Source organism: Acidovorax sp. SUPP3434 (assembly GCF_030159015.1).
In the GTDB taxonomy this organism is placed as follows: Bacteria; Pseudomonadota; Gammaproteobacteria; order Burkholderiales; family Burkholderiaceae_C; genus Paracidovorax.
The window spans coordinates 96,840-111,983 of sequence record NZ_BQXL01000004.1; the positions used below are offsets into that span (position 1 = coordinate 96,840).

General features: G+C 71.8%; 14 protein-coding genes. 10 read left to right on the forward strand and 4 right to left on the reverse strand.

What is annotated here, in order from left to right; genetic code table 11:
- Positions 1–3 precede the first annotated feature (3 nt).
- Positions 4–1,224, reverse strand: coding sequence for an MFS transporter (locus AVKW3434_RS09445; RefSeq protein ID WP_284405633.1), 1,221 nt, complete (start codon positions 1,222–1,224; stop codon positions 4–6).
- Positions 1,225–1,345: 121 nt separating this feature from the next.
- Between AVKW3434_RS09445 and AVKW3434_RS09450 the strand changes: the two genes are divergently transcribed.
- Together AVKW3434_RS09450 and AVKW3434_RS09455 are read left to right on the forward strand one after the other, a co-directional pair.
- The gene (locus AVKW3434_RS09450) at positions 1,346–1,801 is read left to right on the forward strand and encodes a winged helix-turn-helix transcriptional regulator (RefSeq protein WP_284405634.1); all 456 of its coding nucleotides are present in this window, start codon (positions 1,346–1,348) and stop codon (positions 1,799–1,801) included.
- Between the two features lie 28 nt (positions 1,802–1,829).
- On the forward strand, positions 1,830–2,357 hold the full coding sequence (locus tag AVKW3434_RS09455; protein ID WP_284405635.1) for a class IV adenylate cyclase: 528 nt from the start codon (positions 1,830–1,832) through the stop codon (positions 2,355–2,357).
- A gap of 52 nt (positions 2,358–2,409) precedes the next feature.
- Here AVKW3434_RS09455 and AVKW3434_RS09460 read toward each other — a convergent pair whose 3' ends face one another.
- Positions 2,410–3,894, reverse strand: coding sequence for an aldehyde dehydrogenase (NADP(+)) (locus tag AVKW3434_RS09460; protein WP_284405636.1), 1,485 nt, complete (start codon positions 3,892–3,894; stop codon positions 2,410–2,412).
- A gap of 183 nt (positions 3,895–4,077) precedes the next feature.
- Between AVKW3434_RS09460 and AVKW3434_RS09465 the strand changes: the two genes are divergently transcribed.
- The 4 genes from AVKW3434_RS09465 (at position 4,078) to AVKW3434_RS09480 (ending at position 9,536) form a co-directional block, all read left to right on the forward strand.
- Entirely contained in the window at positions 4,078–5,706 is a 1,629-nt protein-coding gene (locus AVKW3434_RS09465) for an IclR family transcriptional regulator domain-containing protein (RefSeq protein ID WP_284405637.1), read from the forward strand.
- 303 nt (positions 5,707–6,009) lie between these two features.
- Complete coding sequence (locus tag AVKW3434_RS09470; protein WP_284405638.1) at positions 6,010–6,834, forward strand: M48 family metallopeptidase; 825 nt, start codon at positions 6,010–6,012, stop codon at positions 6,832–6,834.
- 209 nt (positions 6,835–7,043) lie between these two features.
- Positions 7,044–7,280 carry a DUF6139 family protein gene (locus tag AVKW3434_RS09475; RefSeq protein WP_272566159.1) on the forward strand — a complete coding sequence of 79 codons (237 nt, stop codon included), beginning with the start codon at positions 7,044–7,046 and terminating at the stop codon, positions 7,278–7,280.
- Positions 7,281–7,415: 135 nt separating this feature from the next.
- Entirely contained in the window at positions 7,416–9,536 is a 2,121-nt protein-coding gene (locus AVKW3434_RS09480; RefSeq protein WP_284405639.1) for an acetoacetate--CoA ligase, read from the forward strand.
- Between the two features lie 23 nt (positions 9,537–9,559).
- On the opposite strand, the gene rocF is transcribed toward AVKW3434_RS09480, so the two are convergent.
- Positions 9,560–10,549 (reverse strand): arginase, encoded by a 990-nt coding sequence (gene rocF, locus AVKW3434_RS09485; protein ID WP_284405640.1) that lies wholly within the window; start codon positions 10,547–10,549, stop codon positions 9,560–9,562.
- Between the two features lie 158 nt (positions 10,550–10,707).
- Positions 10,708–11,841 (reverse strand): ornithine cyclodeaminase, encoded by a 1,134-nt coding sequence (gene ocd / locus AVKW3434_RS09490; protein WP_284405641.1) that lies wholly within the window; start codon positions 11,839–11,841, stop codon positions 10,708–10,710.
- A 153-nt stretch (positions 11,842–11,994) separates the two neighbouring features.
- Here ocd and AVKW3434_RS09495 point away from each other — a divergent pair, with 153 nt between their 5' ends.
- The 4 genes from AVKW3434_RS09495 (at position 11,995) to minD (ending at position 15,144) form a co-directional block, all read left to right on the forward strand.
- Entirely contained in the window at positions 11,995–12,456 is a 462-nt protein-coding gene (locus tag AVKW3434_RS09495) for an Lrp/AsnC family transcriptional regulator (protein WP_284397018.1), read from the forward strand.
- A 116-nt stretch (positions 12,457–12,572) separates the two neighbouring features.
- On the forward strand, positions 12,573–13,196 hold the full coding sequence (gene pssA / locus AVKW3434_RS09500) for a CDP-diacylglycerol--serine O-phosphatidyltransferase (protein WP_272566151.1): 624 nt from the start codon (positions 12,573–12,575) through the stop codon (positions 13,194–13,196).
- Between the two features lie 292 nt (positions 13,197–13,488).
- Complete coding sequence (gene minC / locus AVKW3434_RS09505; protein WP_284405642.1) at positions 13,489–14,271, forward strand: septum site-determining protein MinC; 783 nt, start codon at positions 13,489–13,491, stop codon at positions 14,269–14,271.
- A 57-nt stretch (positions 14,272–14,328) separates the two neighbouring features.
- Positions 14,329–15,144 (forward strand): septum site-determining protein MinD, encoded by an 816-nt coding sequence (minD, locus tag AVKW3434_RS09510; protein ID WP_284397011.1) that lies wholly within the window; start codon positions 14,329–14,331, stop codon positions 15,142–15,144.

The window sequence follows — 15,144 nt, forward strand, 5'->3', positions numbered from 1 at the left end:
GGATCACGCCCCCTGCGCAGGCATCGCCCGCAGCGTCGCCGCCCAAAAGAGCAGCGCCGCCAGGCTGAGGCCGAAGCCCAGCGCGCACACGCCGGACCAGCCGGCAAGGCCGTACACCGCGGTCGATGCCACCGCCCCCAGGCCGCTGCCCACCGCGTAGAACAGCATGTAGCAGCCCACCAGGCGGCCGTGCGCCTCGGGCCGGGTGCGCAAGATCAGGCCCTGGTTGACCACGTGGACCGCCTGCCCGCCCAGGTCGAGCAGGACGGTCCCCACCGCCAGCGCCCACAGCGTGTGCGCCGCAAACGCGATGGGCACCCACGACGCCAGCAGGCACGCCAGCGCGAGGCCGGTGGTCCATTGCCCCCGGCCCCGGTCCACGGAGCGGCCGGCCCGCGCGGCGGCCAGGGCGCCCACCACGCCGACCAGCCCGAACGCGCCGATGGCGGTGTGCGACAGGGCATGGGGCGGCGCGCTCAGCGGCAGCACCAGCGCGCTCCAGAAGACGCTGAACGCCGCGAACATCAGCAGCCCGATCACGCCGCGGATCTGCAGCACGCGCTCGGTCGCCAGCAGCGTGCCCATCGAGCGCAGCAGCGGCCAGTAGCCCAACGTGGCCGGGGGCACGCGGGCGGGCGGCAGGGCCTTGCACAGCAGCGCCAGCATCGCCAGCGACAACCCGCAAGAGACCAGGTACACGGCGCGCCAGCCCGCCAGGTCCGTGACCGCGCCGGCCAGCGTGCGGGCCAGCAGCAGGCCGATGACGACGCCGCCCTGCACGGTGCCGACCACCCGGCCCCGCTCGGCGGGAGGGGCCAGCGTGGCGGCGCAGGCGATCAGCCCTTGCGTCATGGCCGTCCCCAGCAGCCCGATGGCGGCCATGGCCGCCAGCAACGGCAGCGGCGTGGGCGCCCAGGCCACGCCCAGCAGCGCCAGCGCCAGGAGCACCAGCTGCCCGCACAGCAGGCGCTTTCGGTCCACCCGATCGCCCAGCGCCACCACGAACAGCAGGGCGATGGCGCAGCCCGCCTGCGTGGCGGTGATCACGCCGCCCACCGCCATGGCGGGGATGCCGAAATCCAGCGCGATGGCATCCAGCAGGGGCTGGGCGTAGTAGACATTGGCGACGCTCACGCCGCAGCACACGGCCAGCAGGCGCACGAGGCCCGGCGTCAGAGGGGGCCTGGGGGCGGCGCGCCGGGCAGGCGGGGTGGTGGCGGTCATGGGCTCTGATCCAGTTGCTGATTGAAACTGGATCGAGTGTAGTCCCATCCTGTTTTAAAATGAAACCACTTTGGTGCGTGGATCGAATGCCCGGTCCGCCACCGGCATCCAAGGAGTGGCCATGGCCAAAAGAAAAAGCCTCGCGGATTCCCCCTGCCCCGTGGCCCGTTCGCTTGACGTGGTGGGCGACCGCTGGGCGATGCTGATCGTGCGCGATGCGTTCGACGGGCTGCGGCGCTTCGGCGAGTTCCAGGCCAGCCTGGGCGCGGCGCGCAACATCCTCAGCGACCGCCTGCGCACGCTGGTGGAAGCGGGCGTGCTGGAGATCGCGCCCGCCTCGGATGGCAGCGCCTACCAGGAATACGTGCTGACCGCCAAGGGCGAGACGCTGTTCCCGGTGGTCGTGGCCCTGCGCCAGTGGGGCGAGGCGCACCTGTACGCCCGGGGCGAGAAGCACTCGGTGCTCGTCGATCGCGCCACGGGCAAGCCGCTGCCGAAAGCCCTGCTGCGGCTGGAGGACGGGCGGGTCGTCCGGCCGGCGGACACCCTCGTGAAGAAGGTGCGCGCGCGGCCCTGATCCGCACGGCCGCCGGCATACTGGGCCCATGCCCCGCAACATCGAAATGAAGGCACGCCTGGCCTCTCCCGGCGCATTGGCCGCGCTGGAGGCCCGCGCCGCAACGCTGGCCGACCGCGGCCCGCAGCAGATCCACCAGGACGACACATTCTTTCGCTGCGCGGCCGGCCGGCTCAAGCTGCGCGCGTTCTGCGCCGGCGCGGGCGAGCTGATCTTCTACCGCCGCCCCGACGTGCAGGGGCCCAAGACCGCGTTCTACGTGCGCACGCCCACGGCCGATCCCGACGGGCTGCGCGAGGCGCTCACGCTGGCGCATGGCCAGGCGGGTCGGGTGGTCAAGGAGCGCACGCTGTACCTGGTGGGCCGCACGCGCGTGCACCTGGACCGCGTGGCGGGCCTGGGCGAATTCATGGAGCTGGAGGTGGTGCTGGCCGAGGCCGAGCCGGAAGGCGCCGGCCTGCGGGAGGCGCACGACCTGATGGCCCGGCTCGGGGTGGCACCGGCGCAGTGGGTGGACTGCGCCTACGTCGATCTGCTGCGCGGCCGGGGCGGCTGACGCCCGGGCGCGCGCGCTGCGCCGCAGGGCTTCGGCCCCGCGGCACCGCCCTTCAGCAGGGCACGCCGTTGCGCTCGATCAGCCAGGCGGGGGCGTCCTGCAGCGCCACGGGGCGCAGGAACCGGTCCAGCGCCGCATAGCCGACCGAGGTGGTGAACGGCGCGGTGCTGGCGGGGTAGGGGCCGCCGTGCATCTGCGCGCCGGTCACGGCCACGCCCGTGGGCACGCCCGCGAACAGCACGCGGCCGGCCACCTGCGTGGCGGCGCGCACCAGCGTGCGGTGCTCGGCGGTGTCGGCGTCAGCGCCCCACAACGTGACGGTGAGCGAGCCGCCGATGGCCTGCAGCACGGCCACGGTCTCCTCGATGGAGGCCACGCGCACCACCAGCGCGGCGGAGCCGAAGACCTCTTCGTGCAGCGCAGGGTCGGCGATGAAGTCGGCCGCCTGCACTTCGCCCAGGAACGGGCGCGGCGTGGCGCCGGCCTCGGCCGTTTCGCTCACCAGGGCTTTGAGCTTGCCGTGGCCGCGCCATGCGGCCACGCCCCGGTCGAACGCGCCGCGGATGCCGGGGGTGAGCATGGCGTGCGGCGCCAGCGGGCGCAGCTTGTCGGCCAGCGCCTGCACGAAGGCATCGCCCGAGGCGTCCTGGCGCACGACGATCACGCCGGGGCTGGTGCAGAACTGGCCCGAGCCCAGGCAGATGGAGCCGGCCAGCGTCTCGGCCAGCGCGGCGCCGTTGGCCTGCAGCGCCGAAGGCAGCGCGACCAGCGGGTTCACCGAACCCAGCTCGCCGTAGAACGGGATCGGGCGCGGGCGCTCTGCGGCCATCTTGGCCAGGGCCGTGCCGCCCTTGAACGAGCCGGTGAAGGCCACGGCCGCGACCGCTGGCGCCTGCACCAGGCGCACGCCGGCCTCGATGGAGCCGCCCTGCACCAGCTGGAACACGCCGGCCGGCAGGCCGCGCGCGGCCACCACGGATTGCGCCAGCGCCGCGGTCTGGCGCGACAGCTCGGGGTGTGCGGGGTGCGCCTTCACCACCACCGGGCAGCCGGCCGCCAGGGCCGAGGCCGTGTCGCCGCCCAGCACCGAGAACGCGAACGGAAAGTTGCTGGCCGAGAACATGGCCACCGGACCCACGGGCACGCGCACGCGGGTCAGGCGCGGGCGGCCGGCGGGCGGCGCACCGGCCACGGCCGCGTCGTCCAGCACGGTGTGGGCCGTACCGCGCTCCAGCACATCGGCAAAGCCGCGCAGTTGGAAGGCCGTGCGGTCCAGCTCGCCGTTCAGGCGCACCGGGCCCAGGCCGCTTTCGCGGTCGGCCACGGGCACCAGGGCCTCGCGCTGGGCCTCCAGGGCCTCGGCCAGCGCGCGCAGCAAGGCGGCGCGGTCGGCGGCCGATGTGGCGGCGAAGGCATCGGCGGCGCTCGCCGCGGCGGCCACGGCGGCGTCGATCTCGGCGGGGGTGGATTCGGGCCAGGCGGCGCCGTGGGGCTGGCCGGTGCGGGCGTCGATGGATTGCAGGGTGTTGTCGGGCATGGAGGTTCCTGAAAAGGCAAGGGCCGTCGCGGCCTGCTGTCTCACTGAATGGAATTGTTCGCCGATCGGCAGGGGCTCGCCGGTGGGAGCCTGCCATCGTAATGAAAGGGCGAGCCACCTAAAATCCCTGCGGCCCGCCGTCCCTTCCCGGTGCGGTTCTGAATTCCATTTCGTGAGACAAACATGGCTGCATCGCCCGGAGACGGCACTGCCGCGCTCGAAAAAGCCCTCGACGTGCTGGACGCCGTGGGCGCCGCACCGCAAGGCCTGAGCCACGCCGACCTGGCGGCGCGGCTGGCGTTGCCCCGCACCACGGCCTACCGCCTCCTGGCCACGCTGGTGGCGCGCGGCATGCTGCGCCGCGATCCGTTGCGCAAGGTGTACTGCCTGGGCGTGCGCTGCTTCGAGCTGGCACGCCAGGCCCATGCCATGCCCGACCTGGCCGCGGCGGCCGTGATGGAACTGCGCACGTTGCGCGACCTGACGGGCGAGACCACCTACCTGGCCGCGCTGGACGGGCGCGACGTCGTGTCGCTGGAGCGCTGCGATGGCGCGCACAGCCAGCGCTCGGCCAGCGCGCTGGGCCAGCGCAAGCCGGTGTACTGCACCAGCCAGGGCAAGGCCATCCTCTCCGCCATGGACGGCGCGGCGCGCGATGCCCTGGTGCGCGAACTGGTGCTGCGCCCCGTCACGCCCCGCACGCTGACCGACCGGCGGCGCCTGCTGGCCGAACTGCGCGTGACGGCGGCGCGCGGCTACGCCATCGACGACGAAGAGATCGTGCCCGGCGTGCGCTGCGTGGGCGCGCCCATCGTCGACGGCCTGGGCCAGGTGCGCGGCGCGCTCAGCGTGGCCGGGCCGGCCTGGCGGCTCACGCCCGAGCGGCTGGAGCTGCTGGGCCCCGAGGTGGCCGAGGCCGCGCGCCGCGTGGGCGCGCAGTTGCACGGCGTGCGCCCCACCCTGGGCGATGCCGAGGCCCGCCCCGTGCCCGGCCCCTGGGCATTCCACGGCGCCCACCCGCGCTGGTGCGTGGCCAGCGGCCGGCTGTTCTGGGCCGACACGCTTGCCCCCGCGCTGCGGGCGGTGGGCCCGGGGGACGAAGGCGACACGGTCTGGGCCGAGGCCGAAGGCCCCGTGCACGGCCTGCTGCTGGGGCGGGACGGCAGCGGCGAGGCGCAAGCGACCGGTACCGGCTGCGCACCCTCGCTCCCGCCCATCGCCTGGTGCGCCCACGGCGCCTTCGCGCTGCCCCGGGGCGGGCCGGCGCAGCGCCTGGCCCCCTGGCCCGCGCTGCCGGCCCAGGCCGTCTGCCGCGGCGCGGGCGGCGACCTGTGGCTGGCCTGCGAGACGCCCGAGGGCGGCAGCGCCGTGGGCTGCCTGCGGCCCGGCGCGGCCCTGGAGGTGCGCTGGCGCCTGCCCGAGCCGGTGCAGTGCCTGCGCTGGCGCGCCGCGGACGGCACCCTCTGGGCCGCCGTGCCGGACACGGGCGCGATCCTTTCGCTGCAGCCCGAGACCGGCGCCGTGCGCCGCCTCGTCTCCGTGCCCAAGGGCTCGGGCCGGGTCAGCGGGCTGGCGCTGGATGCGGAGGGCGGGGTGTGGACGGCCCTGCGCGACGGCTGGAGCGTGGTGCGTTTCCTGCCCGACGGCAGCCTGGACCGCGTCGTCGCGCTGCCGGTGCCCTGTCCCACCGACGTGGAACTGGGCGGGGCCGATGGGCGGCGGCTGTTCATCACCACGGCGCGCCAGCCGGTGCCGCTGGACGTGCTGGCCAAGGCGCCTTTGTCGGGCCGGCTGTTCGAGGTCGCGGTGTAGCGAAGCGCCGTTTCGTTCCCTGTGGGCGGCCACTTTATTGAAACAAAAAGTTGTATGCAGGGCGGTTCGCGCTATGGCACCGCGGCGTTTCGTTACTTTGTAAAGCCGTGGGAACGGCAACCGCGCCGTGGATACAACTCGATGCATTCGCCGCGGCATGCCAGGCGGCATTCCACAGGCCCGTGAAACAATTTCCGCCTGCCCGGTCCAGCCCGTGACCGCCAGGGGGCCGGAGAGCCTCCCGGGCACCGCATCCGTCGCCCCCATTGGCGCTTGTTTCCAGACCTCAACGAAAGTGTTTCCATGAAGAAGTTCTCACTGAGCGCCGTCGCGCTCGCCCTGCTGCTGTCCGGTTGCGCCACCACGGGCGATGGCAGCAAGAGCGGTTCCGGCACCTCGGCCATCTCCAGCGTGCTGGGCACGGCAGGCGGCTCCGGCTCCAGCAGCACCGAGAACAAGGCGGGCGCCGCGCTGGACGTGTTCAAGGCGGTGACCGTCTCCGACGAAGAGCTCAAGACCGTCTCGCTGCAGTACCGCAACTATGAAGACCGCACCGAGAACGCCGCCCCGGCCAACAACAAGTACGCGCAGCGCCTGGCGCGCCTGACCAGGAAGCACGTCAACGAAGACGGCATGAAGCTGAACTTCAAGGTGTACCTGAGCAAGGACGTGAACGCCAACGCCACGGCCGACGGCTCCATCCGCGTGTACAGCGGCCTCATGGACATGATGAACGACCAGGAACTGCTGGGCGTCATCGGCCACGAAATCGGCCACGTGAAGCTGCAGCACTCGCTGTCGGCGATGCGCACGGCCTACATGGCCTCCGCCGGCCGCAAGGCCGCGTCCGCCGCGGGCGGCGTGGGCCGCCTGGCCGACACGGACCTGGGCGCCCTGGGCGAGAAGCTGGTCAACAGCCAGTTCTCGCAAAGCCAGGAAACCGCCGCCGACGACTACGGCCTGGCCTTCATGAAGAAGCACAAGTACAAGGTGCAGGCCATGGAATCGGCCTTCCGCAAGATCGCCTCGCTGGGCGGCAAGAGCGGCGGCATGGATGCCATGCTGTCCACCCACCCGGACGCGGGCGGCCGCGCGGACCGCATGCGAGACCTGGCCTCGGCGAAGTAATCGGCCAGCCAAAGCAGCCAAAGCAGCCAACCAAGGCAGCCAAACCGGAAAGGCGGCGGGCGAAGGCCCGGCCGCCTTTTTTCGTGGCCGCGGGCGGTTCCGGCACCGGCTGGGCCACCGCGCCGCCAGAGGTGTTTTTCCTACGCCCCGGCACGGCCCTGCTCGATAGAGTGGACAGCCTGTTTTTCATTTCCGAAAAGGACTCCCACATGCGCGTAGACATCTATCGCCGAGCCGAAGCCGATGGCAAGTTCTCCCACCTCGCCGTGCCCGAGGGGCGCCCCATCCCGCAGGAGGCGATCAACGTGGACTGGGACACCGAAGCCCGTGGCCAGGAGATGGACGAGAACGCCGACCACTGGGACGACTACGGCATCGCGCAACCGGCCGCGCAGATCGAGGAAAAGGGCTATGCCATCACCAGCGTGCACGAGCTGACCGACTGACCCGGGGTGCCGGCGGGCAGCGCCCCGCTGCCGCCCCCTTCGAAAGGCCGCCCGCCGTACCCGGCCGGCGGCTTTGTCCATTCGGGGACGCCCGCCCGGTGACAGCGGCGGTGGCGCACGCTACGCTGCGGCGCCATGGAGACAAAAAACACCCCCCCGTTCGTTCCCCAGATCCGCCGGTACCAGGACTGGCTGCAGGCCCGCCACGGCCTCGTCTTCGCCGACTACGACGCGCTCTGGCGCTGGTCGGTCACCGACCTCGATGCGTTCTGGCAGAGCATCTGGGACTACTTCGACCTGCAGTCGCCCACCCCGCACACGGCCGTGCTGGCGCGCAACGCCATGCCGGGGGCCGTGTGGTTCCCCGGGGCGCAGGTCAACTACGCGCGCCAGGTGCTGCGCCATGTGGACCCGGCGCACGCCGCGGGCCTGCCGGCCGTGGTGAGCCGCAACGAGCGCGGCCTGCACCGCGAATTGTCCTGGCCTGAACTGCGCCGCCAGGTCGCCTCGCTCGCGCTGCACCTGCGCCGCCAGGGCGTGCAGCGCGGCGACCGCGTGGCGGCCTACCTGCCCAACATCCCCGAGGCCATGGTGGCCCTGCTGGCCACGGCCAGCCTGGGCGCGGTGTGGAGCGTGTGCGCGCCCGACATGGGCACGGCCGCCGTGCTGGACCGCTTCCGCCAGATCGCGCCCAAGGTGCTGATCGCGGTGGACGGCGTGACCTACGGCGGGCGCGACCACGACCGCACCGGCGTGCTGGCCGAGCTGCGCGCGGCGCTGCCCTCGGTCGCCCACATGGTGGTGGTGCAGCACCTGCATGCTCCTGAAACCATAGCAGACACGGCAGATTTTTCTAGGGCGTGCGGCCAAAACGATGCCGAAGTGGCTGCGTTCGAGCCCGAGTGGCTGCCGTTCGACCACCCGCTGTGGATCGTCTACTCCAGCGGCACCACCGGCCTGCCCAAGCCCATCGTGCACGGCCACGGCGGCATGGTGCTGGTGGCGCTGCAGCTCAAGGGGCTGCACAACGACATCGGCTGCAGCTACGAGCCCAATTCGTTCGGCGAGCGCTACCACTGGTACAGCTCGACCGGCTGGGTGATGTGGAACGCGCAGGTGAGCGGCCTGCTGGCGGGCACGACCTGCGTGATCTACGACGGCAACCCGGGCGGCAGCCGCGAGCGGCCCGACTGGGGCACGCTCTGGCGCTTCGCCGCCGAGACGGGCGTGACGTTCTTCGGCGCGGGCGCGGCCTTCTACGCCAACTGCATGAAGTCGGGCCTGTCGCTGGCGGACTGCGGCGACCTGTCGCGCGTGCGGGCGCTGGGCACCACCGGCTCGCCGCTCGCGCCCGAGGTGCAGGCCTGGGGCACGGCGCAGTTCCGCGCCCTGGGCGTGGCGGGGCATGCGGACGGCGACATCTGGTGGAACAACATCTCCGGCGGCACCGATTTTTGCGGCGCCTTCATCGGCGGGCACCGCGAACTGCCCCAGGTGCCCGGCGAGATGCAGTGCCGCATGCTGGGCGCGGCGGTCGAGGCCTGGAACGCCGAGGGCCAGCCGGTGATCGACGAGGTGGGCGAACTGGTGTGCACGCAGCCCATCCCGTCCATGCCGCTGTACCTGTGGGGCGATGGCGAGCCGGGCCCCGCGGGGCAGGGCGGCGACCCGAACGGAAAACGCTACCTGGCGAGCTACTTCGACATGTACCCGCCGGGCCACGGCCGGCGGCCGGGCGGGGGCGACGGGCCCGTGGACATGGGCCCGGTCTGGCGCCACGGCGACTGGATCCGCATCGGCCGCCACGGCGGCTGCGTGATCTACGGGCGCAGCGACGCCACCATCAACCGCCACGGCCTGCGCATGGGCACGAGCGAGATCTACCGCGCCGTCGAGGCCCTGCCCGAGGTGCTGGACAGCCTGGTGGTCGATCTGGAATCGCTGGGCCGCGACAGCTACATGCCGCTGTTCGTCGCGCTGCGGGGCGGCGTCGAGCTGGACGATGCCCTGCGCGGGCGCATCGCCGCGGCCATCCGCACCGCGCTGTCGCCGCGCTTCGTGCCGGATGAGATCGTGCAGGTGGCCGAGGTGCCGCGCACGCTGAGCGGCAAGAAGCAGGAACTGCCCATCAAGAAGCTGCTGCTGGGCCAGCCGCTGGACAAAGTGGTCAACCAGGACGCCATGGCCAACCCGGGCTGCCTGCCGTGGTACGTGGCGTTCGCGCAGCGGCGCGCGGCCACCGTGGCGGCGCACTAGCGCTGCAGTACGTCAGCGCACCGTCACGCGGCCGTGGGGCGGGCGCGCACCAGCGTGCTCTTGCCGAACAGGCTTTCCACCAGGTCCACCACCAGCTCGGCGGTCTGGTTGCGGATGTCGAGCGCGGGGTTCAGCTCCACGATGTCCAGCGAGGCCAGGCGGCCCGTGTCCGCGATCATCTCCATGCACAGCTGCGCCTCGCGGTAGTTGGGGCCGCCGCGCACGGTGGTGCCGGTGCCGGGGGCGATCTCGGGGTCGAGGAAGTCCACGTCGAAGCTCAGGTGCAGGTGCACGCCTTCGCCGGCCTCGCCCTCCAGCCCGTCGAGCGCGCGGCGCATGACCTCGCGCATGCCCAGCTCATCGATGGAGCGCATGTCGTACACCTCGATGCCCAGCTCGCGGATGAGGCGCTTTTCCTCGTCGTCCACGCTGCGCAGGCCGATCTGGCACAGCTGCGCGCCCTGCAGCGCGGGCACGGCGCCGCCCAGGGCCGACAGCGATTCGGGGCCGTAGCCGTACAGGCTCGCCACGGGAATGCCATGCACGTTGCCGCTGGGCGAGATGGCGGGCGTGTTGCAGTCCGCGTGGGCATCGAGCCAGAGCACGCGCAGGCGCTTGCCCGTCTGGCGGCAGTGCCGCGCGACCGCGCTGATCGAGCCCACCGCCAGGTGGTGGTCGCCCCCGAGCAGGATGGGCATGCGGCCGGCGGCGAACTGCGCGGACACGGCGTCGTGCACCGCGCGGTTCCATGCCACGCATTCCGCCAGGTTGCGCAGCCCGTGGTCGCCCCGCGCGCTTTGCGGGTTGGGCGGGCCGAAGAGGTTGCCGGCATCTTCCACGTCCACGCCGAACCGCGCGAGGGCGGGGCCCAGCTGGGCGACGCGCAGGGCGTCGGGGCCCATGGCGGCGCCCAGGCGTGCGGCGCCGGCATCGGTGGGGGCGCCGATGAGGGTGGCGCGGGTGTGCGGGGCGGCGGTGGGTGCGGCGGTAACGGTGGGGACGGTGTCGGTCATGGATTCATCTCCTGGAAACGCACGGCGTGCGGGCGCCGTGGCGCCGAAGCTTTGACCCGCATGCGGTCTGGCGGTTTGCGGAAAACGGGATGGGGCGCGTGCAGTGTGCACGCGGACGGTGACGATGGGTGGCGTGTCCTGGCGCGGCCTGCCCGTTCTTACAGCGCTTCCGCCAGGTGGGCGGCGGCCTGCACCAGCGGGGGCGCGCCTGCGGGCGTGCCCAGGGCGATCCACGGCTGGATCTGCGCGTACAGGTTCTTGGGGTCGGCCTGGTCGGGAATCAGCTCCAGCGGCTGCAGCAGGCCCGCGCTGCGGCCCAGGGCACGCATGAAGCGCAGGGCGGAATAGTCCTCCAGCGCAAAGCCCACCGAGTCGAACACGGTGACCTGCGCGAGCGACGTGCGGGCCGGCGCCTCGCCGCGCACCACGCGCCAGAACTCGGTCACGGGGAAGTCGGCAGGCATCTGCTGCAGGTCGCCTTCGATGCGGGTCTGGGGTTCGTACTCCACGAACACGCTGGCCGCCCGCAGCACCTCGGCCGCCAGTTCGGTCTTGCCGGGGCAGTCGCCGCCCACGGCGTTGATGTGCATGCCAGGCTCGACCAGGTCGCCGTGCAGGATCGTGGCGTAGGCCTTGTCGGCGGTGACGGTGGTGACGATGTCCGCGCCGCGCACGGCCTCGGCGGTGCTGGCGCAGCGGACGATTTCCAGCTCCCCCCGCGCCACCAGCGGCGCGAGGTTGGCCGCCAGCTTGGCCGTGGCGGCCGGGTCGATGTCGTACAGGCGCAGCTCGCCGATGCCCAGCAGGCCCACGAAGGCCAGGGCCTGGAACTCGCTCTGCGCGCCGTTGCCGATCAGCGCCATGCTGCGGCTGTCCGGGCGGGCCAGGTAGCGCGCGGCCATGGCCGACGTGGCCGCGGTGCGCAGCGCCGTGGTCAGGGTGAGCTCGCTCAGGAAGGAGGGGTGGCCGGTGGCCACGTCGGCCAGCGCGCCGAAGGCCATCACCGTGGGCAGGCCGCGGCGGGTGTTGACCGGGTGGCCGTTCACGTACTTGAAGGCGTAGTCGCGGGCGTCGGCGACGGGCATGAGTTCGATGACGCCGTTGGGCGAATGGCTCGCGGTGCGCGCGGACTTGTCGAAGTCCTGCCACCGGGCGTAGTCCTCTTCGATGGCCTGCGCCATGCCGCGCAGGCATTCCACCACGCCGGTGCGGCCGACCAGTTGCGCGGCGCGCGTGGCGCTCAGGAACTCGGTGGACATGGTGCCGGGGATGGGGCGTTGGTCGGGGGTCATGGGATCGGCTCCTCGTCGGTGGGCACGCCACGCGACAGGGTCGGGGCGCCATGGGGTTTTCCCAAGCGTCCCACAAGGCCACGCCAATTCAAATCGGCAAAAATGCACGCATAAGCGCAAAAAACTGGCTTTTTGCTCAAAGGAATTGCCGAAATGGACAATATCGACCAGCAACTGATCGCCCAGCTGCGACACAACGCCCGCGCCAGCGTCGCCACGCTGGCCACGCGGCTGGGCGTGTCGCGCGGCACCGTCACCAACCGCATCCGCCGGCTGGAGGACACGGGCGTGATCGTCGGCTACACGGTGCGGCTGCGGCCCGAGCGCGAGACGGGCGGCGGACTGCAGGCCTGGACCAGCATCTCCATCGAGGGCAACGACGCGCGCCGGGTCACGGCCTCGCTGCTGGGCGAGCCCAGCGTGCTGGCGCTGCACAGCACCAATGGCCGGTGGGACCTGCTGGCCGAACTGCAGGTGGGCAGCCTGGCGGAGCTGGCGCACGCGCTGGAGCGCATCCGCCTCATCAAGGGCATCAGCAACACCGAGACCAGCATCCACCTGGAGACCGTGCGCGCGCCCATCGCGTCCGGCGGGCGCGGCACGGCCGGGCCGTAGCGGGCCCGTAGGACATGCCTGACGGTGCGCGCCCCGGGGCGCCGCCCATAATCGGCAGGCATTGCCATCGCGGCCTTCCACGGCGCACGGCGGCCGCCACCCACCCAGGAGAGTCCATGTCCCAGTCCACCCCCAAGCGCTTTTCGATGATCCGCGAGTTCCACCTCGCCGACTGGTTCACGCTGGGCAACGCCGTGTGCGGCGTGGGGGCGCTGTTCTCGTCCATGACGTTCCTGGAGACCGGCGAGGTGCGCCACGTGTACTTCGCCTGCGCGCTGGTGCTGGCGGCGCTGATCTTCGACGTGCTGGACGGCCGCATCGCGCGCTGGCGGCAAAAGTCCTCGGCCATGGGGCGTGAACTGGACTCGCTGGCCGACGTGATCTCGTTCGGCGTGGCCCCGGCCATCATCGCCTACGCCTGCGGCATGCAGGGCCTGTACGACCGCATCGTGCTGGCGTATTTCGTGGCCTGCGGCGTCTCGCGCCTGGCGCGCTACAACGTCACCGCCGAAACGCTGTCGGAAGGCTCGGGCAAGGTCAAATACTTCGAGGGCACGCCGATCCCCACCTCCATCGTGCTCGTGGCCCTGATGGCGCTGGCCGCCTCCCTGGGCGCGGTGCGCGAGCACCTGTGGTTCGGCAGCGTGGTGCTGGGCGGGTTCACGCTGCACCCGCTGGTGCTACTGTTCGCGCTGTCGGGCTCGCTCATGATCAGCCGCATCCGCATTCCCAAGTTCTGAAGGGGGCAACGGGCTTCGGGAGACGAAGTGTTGCTATGAAAATAATAGCTGCATGCCGGTGATTTGATTGCGCTGAAGGCCGATTCGATCCAGGGTGCCGGCGCCTGCCGCACACGGCCTGCAAACATGGGCGTGTCCGGCCGGGCCTTGGCGCCCCGGGCTCGCCCCGTGGGACGCGTGGCGCGCGGATACGTCCCGCGACAGGCACCGGCGGGCCCCCACGGTACACTTCGCGCCTTCGGGCCGGGCGTACCGCTCCCCCTTTTTTTCCGCACCACGCACCCCCCCTTCCATGGCCGTTGACACGGCGGGCCAGGCCCGCACCAGCTTTGACCTCAAGAGCGCCCAGCTGCCCGTGGTGGCGGTCGTGCTCAAGACCACCGACGTCGGCGTGCTCGCCGCCGACCTGGCCGCGCGGCTGGAGAGCGACCCGGACTTCTTCGACAACGACCCCGTGCTGATCGACCTGGCCGGCGTGCGCGAGGCCGAGGATTCCATCGATTTCCGCGCCCTGTGCGCCGCGCTGCGCAGCCACCACACGCTGCCCGTGGCCGTGCGCGGCGGTAGCCCCGCGCAGATGGAGGCCGCGCACGCCGCCGGCCTGATCGCCGCGCCCGAGGCGCCCCCGGCCCGCGTGCACGCCCCGGCGGCCGACGCCCCGCGCGACGCGGCCCCGCCCCCGCGCGAGGTGGTGCGCGAAGTCATCCGCGAGGTCGAAGTGGTGCGCGAGGTGCCCGCCGGCGGCCCGACCACCGTGGTGGTGGACAAGCCGCTGCGCTCGGGCCAGCAGGTGTATGCCCGTGGCGCCGACCTGGTCGTGATGGCCGTGGTGAGCTTCGGCGCCGAGGTGATCGCGGACGGCAACATCCACGTCTATGCGCCCATGCGCGGGCGGGCCATCGCCGGCGCGCGCGGCGATACCAGCGCGCGCATCTTCAGCACGTGCCTGGAGCCGCAGCTCGTGTCGATCGCAGGCATCTACCGCACGACCGAGACCGAGCTGCCGGACGCCGTGCGCGGCAAGCCGGCCCAGGTGCGGCTCGACGGCGAGAAGCTGCTCATCGAGCCGCTCTAGAACCCGTTCTGACCGCCTTCTTCTTTCATTCGGACCAACGCAGGGAATTTTCACAACATGGCCAAAATCGTCGTCGTGACCTCCGGCAAGGGTGGCGTGGGCAAGACCACCACCAGTGCCAGCTTCGCATCCGGCCTCGCACTGCGCGGCCACAAGACCGCGGTGATCGACTTCGACGTCGGCCTGCGCAACCTGGACCTCATCATGGGCTGCGAGCGCCGCGTGGTGTATGACCTCATCAACGTGATCCAGGGCGAGGCCAACCTGAACCAGGCCCTCATCAAGGACAAGCAGTGCGACAACCTGTTCGTGCTGGCCGCCAGCCAGACGCGCGACAAGGATGCGCTCACGCAGGACGGCGTGGAGAAGATCCTGAACGACCTGTCCGGCATGGGCTTCGAGTACATCGTCTGCGACTCGCCCGCCGGCATCGAGAGCGGCGCGCTCATGGCCATGCACTTCGCCGACGAGGCGCTGCTGGTGACCAACCCCGAGGTGTCCTCGGTGCGCGACTCCGACCGCATCCTGGGCATGCTGGGCAGCAAGACCAAGCGCGCCATCGCCGGCGGCGAGCCCGTGAAGGAGCACCTGCTCATCACGCGCTACAACCCCAATCGCGTGGAAGACGGGCAGATGCTGTCGCTGGAGGACATCCAGGACATCCTGCGCATCGAGCTGATCGGCGTGGTGCCCGAATCCGAGAACGTGCTGCAGGCCTCCAACCAGGGCACGCCGGCCATCCACATGCAGGGCACCGACGTGTCCGAGGCCTACAAGGACGTGGTGGCCCGCTTCCTCGGCGAGGACAAGCCCCTGCGGTTCATCGACGCGCACAAGCCCGGCTTCTTCAAACGCATCTTCGGCGGGAGGTAA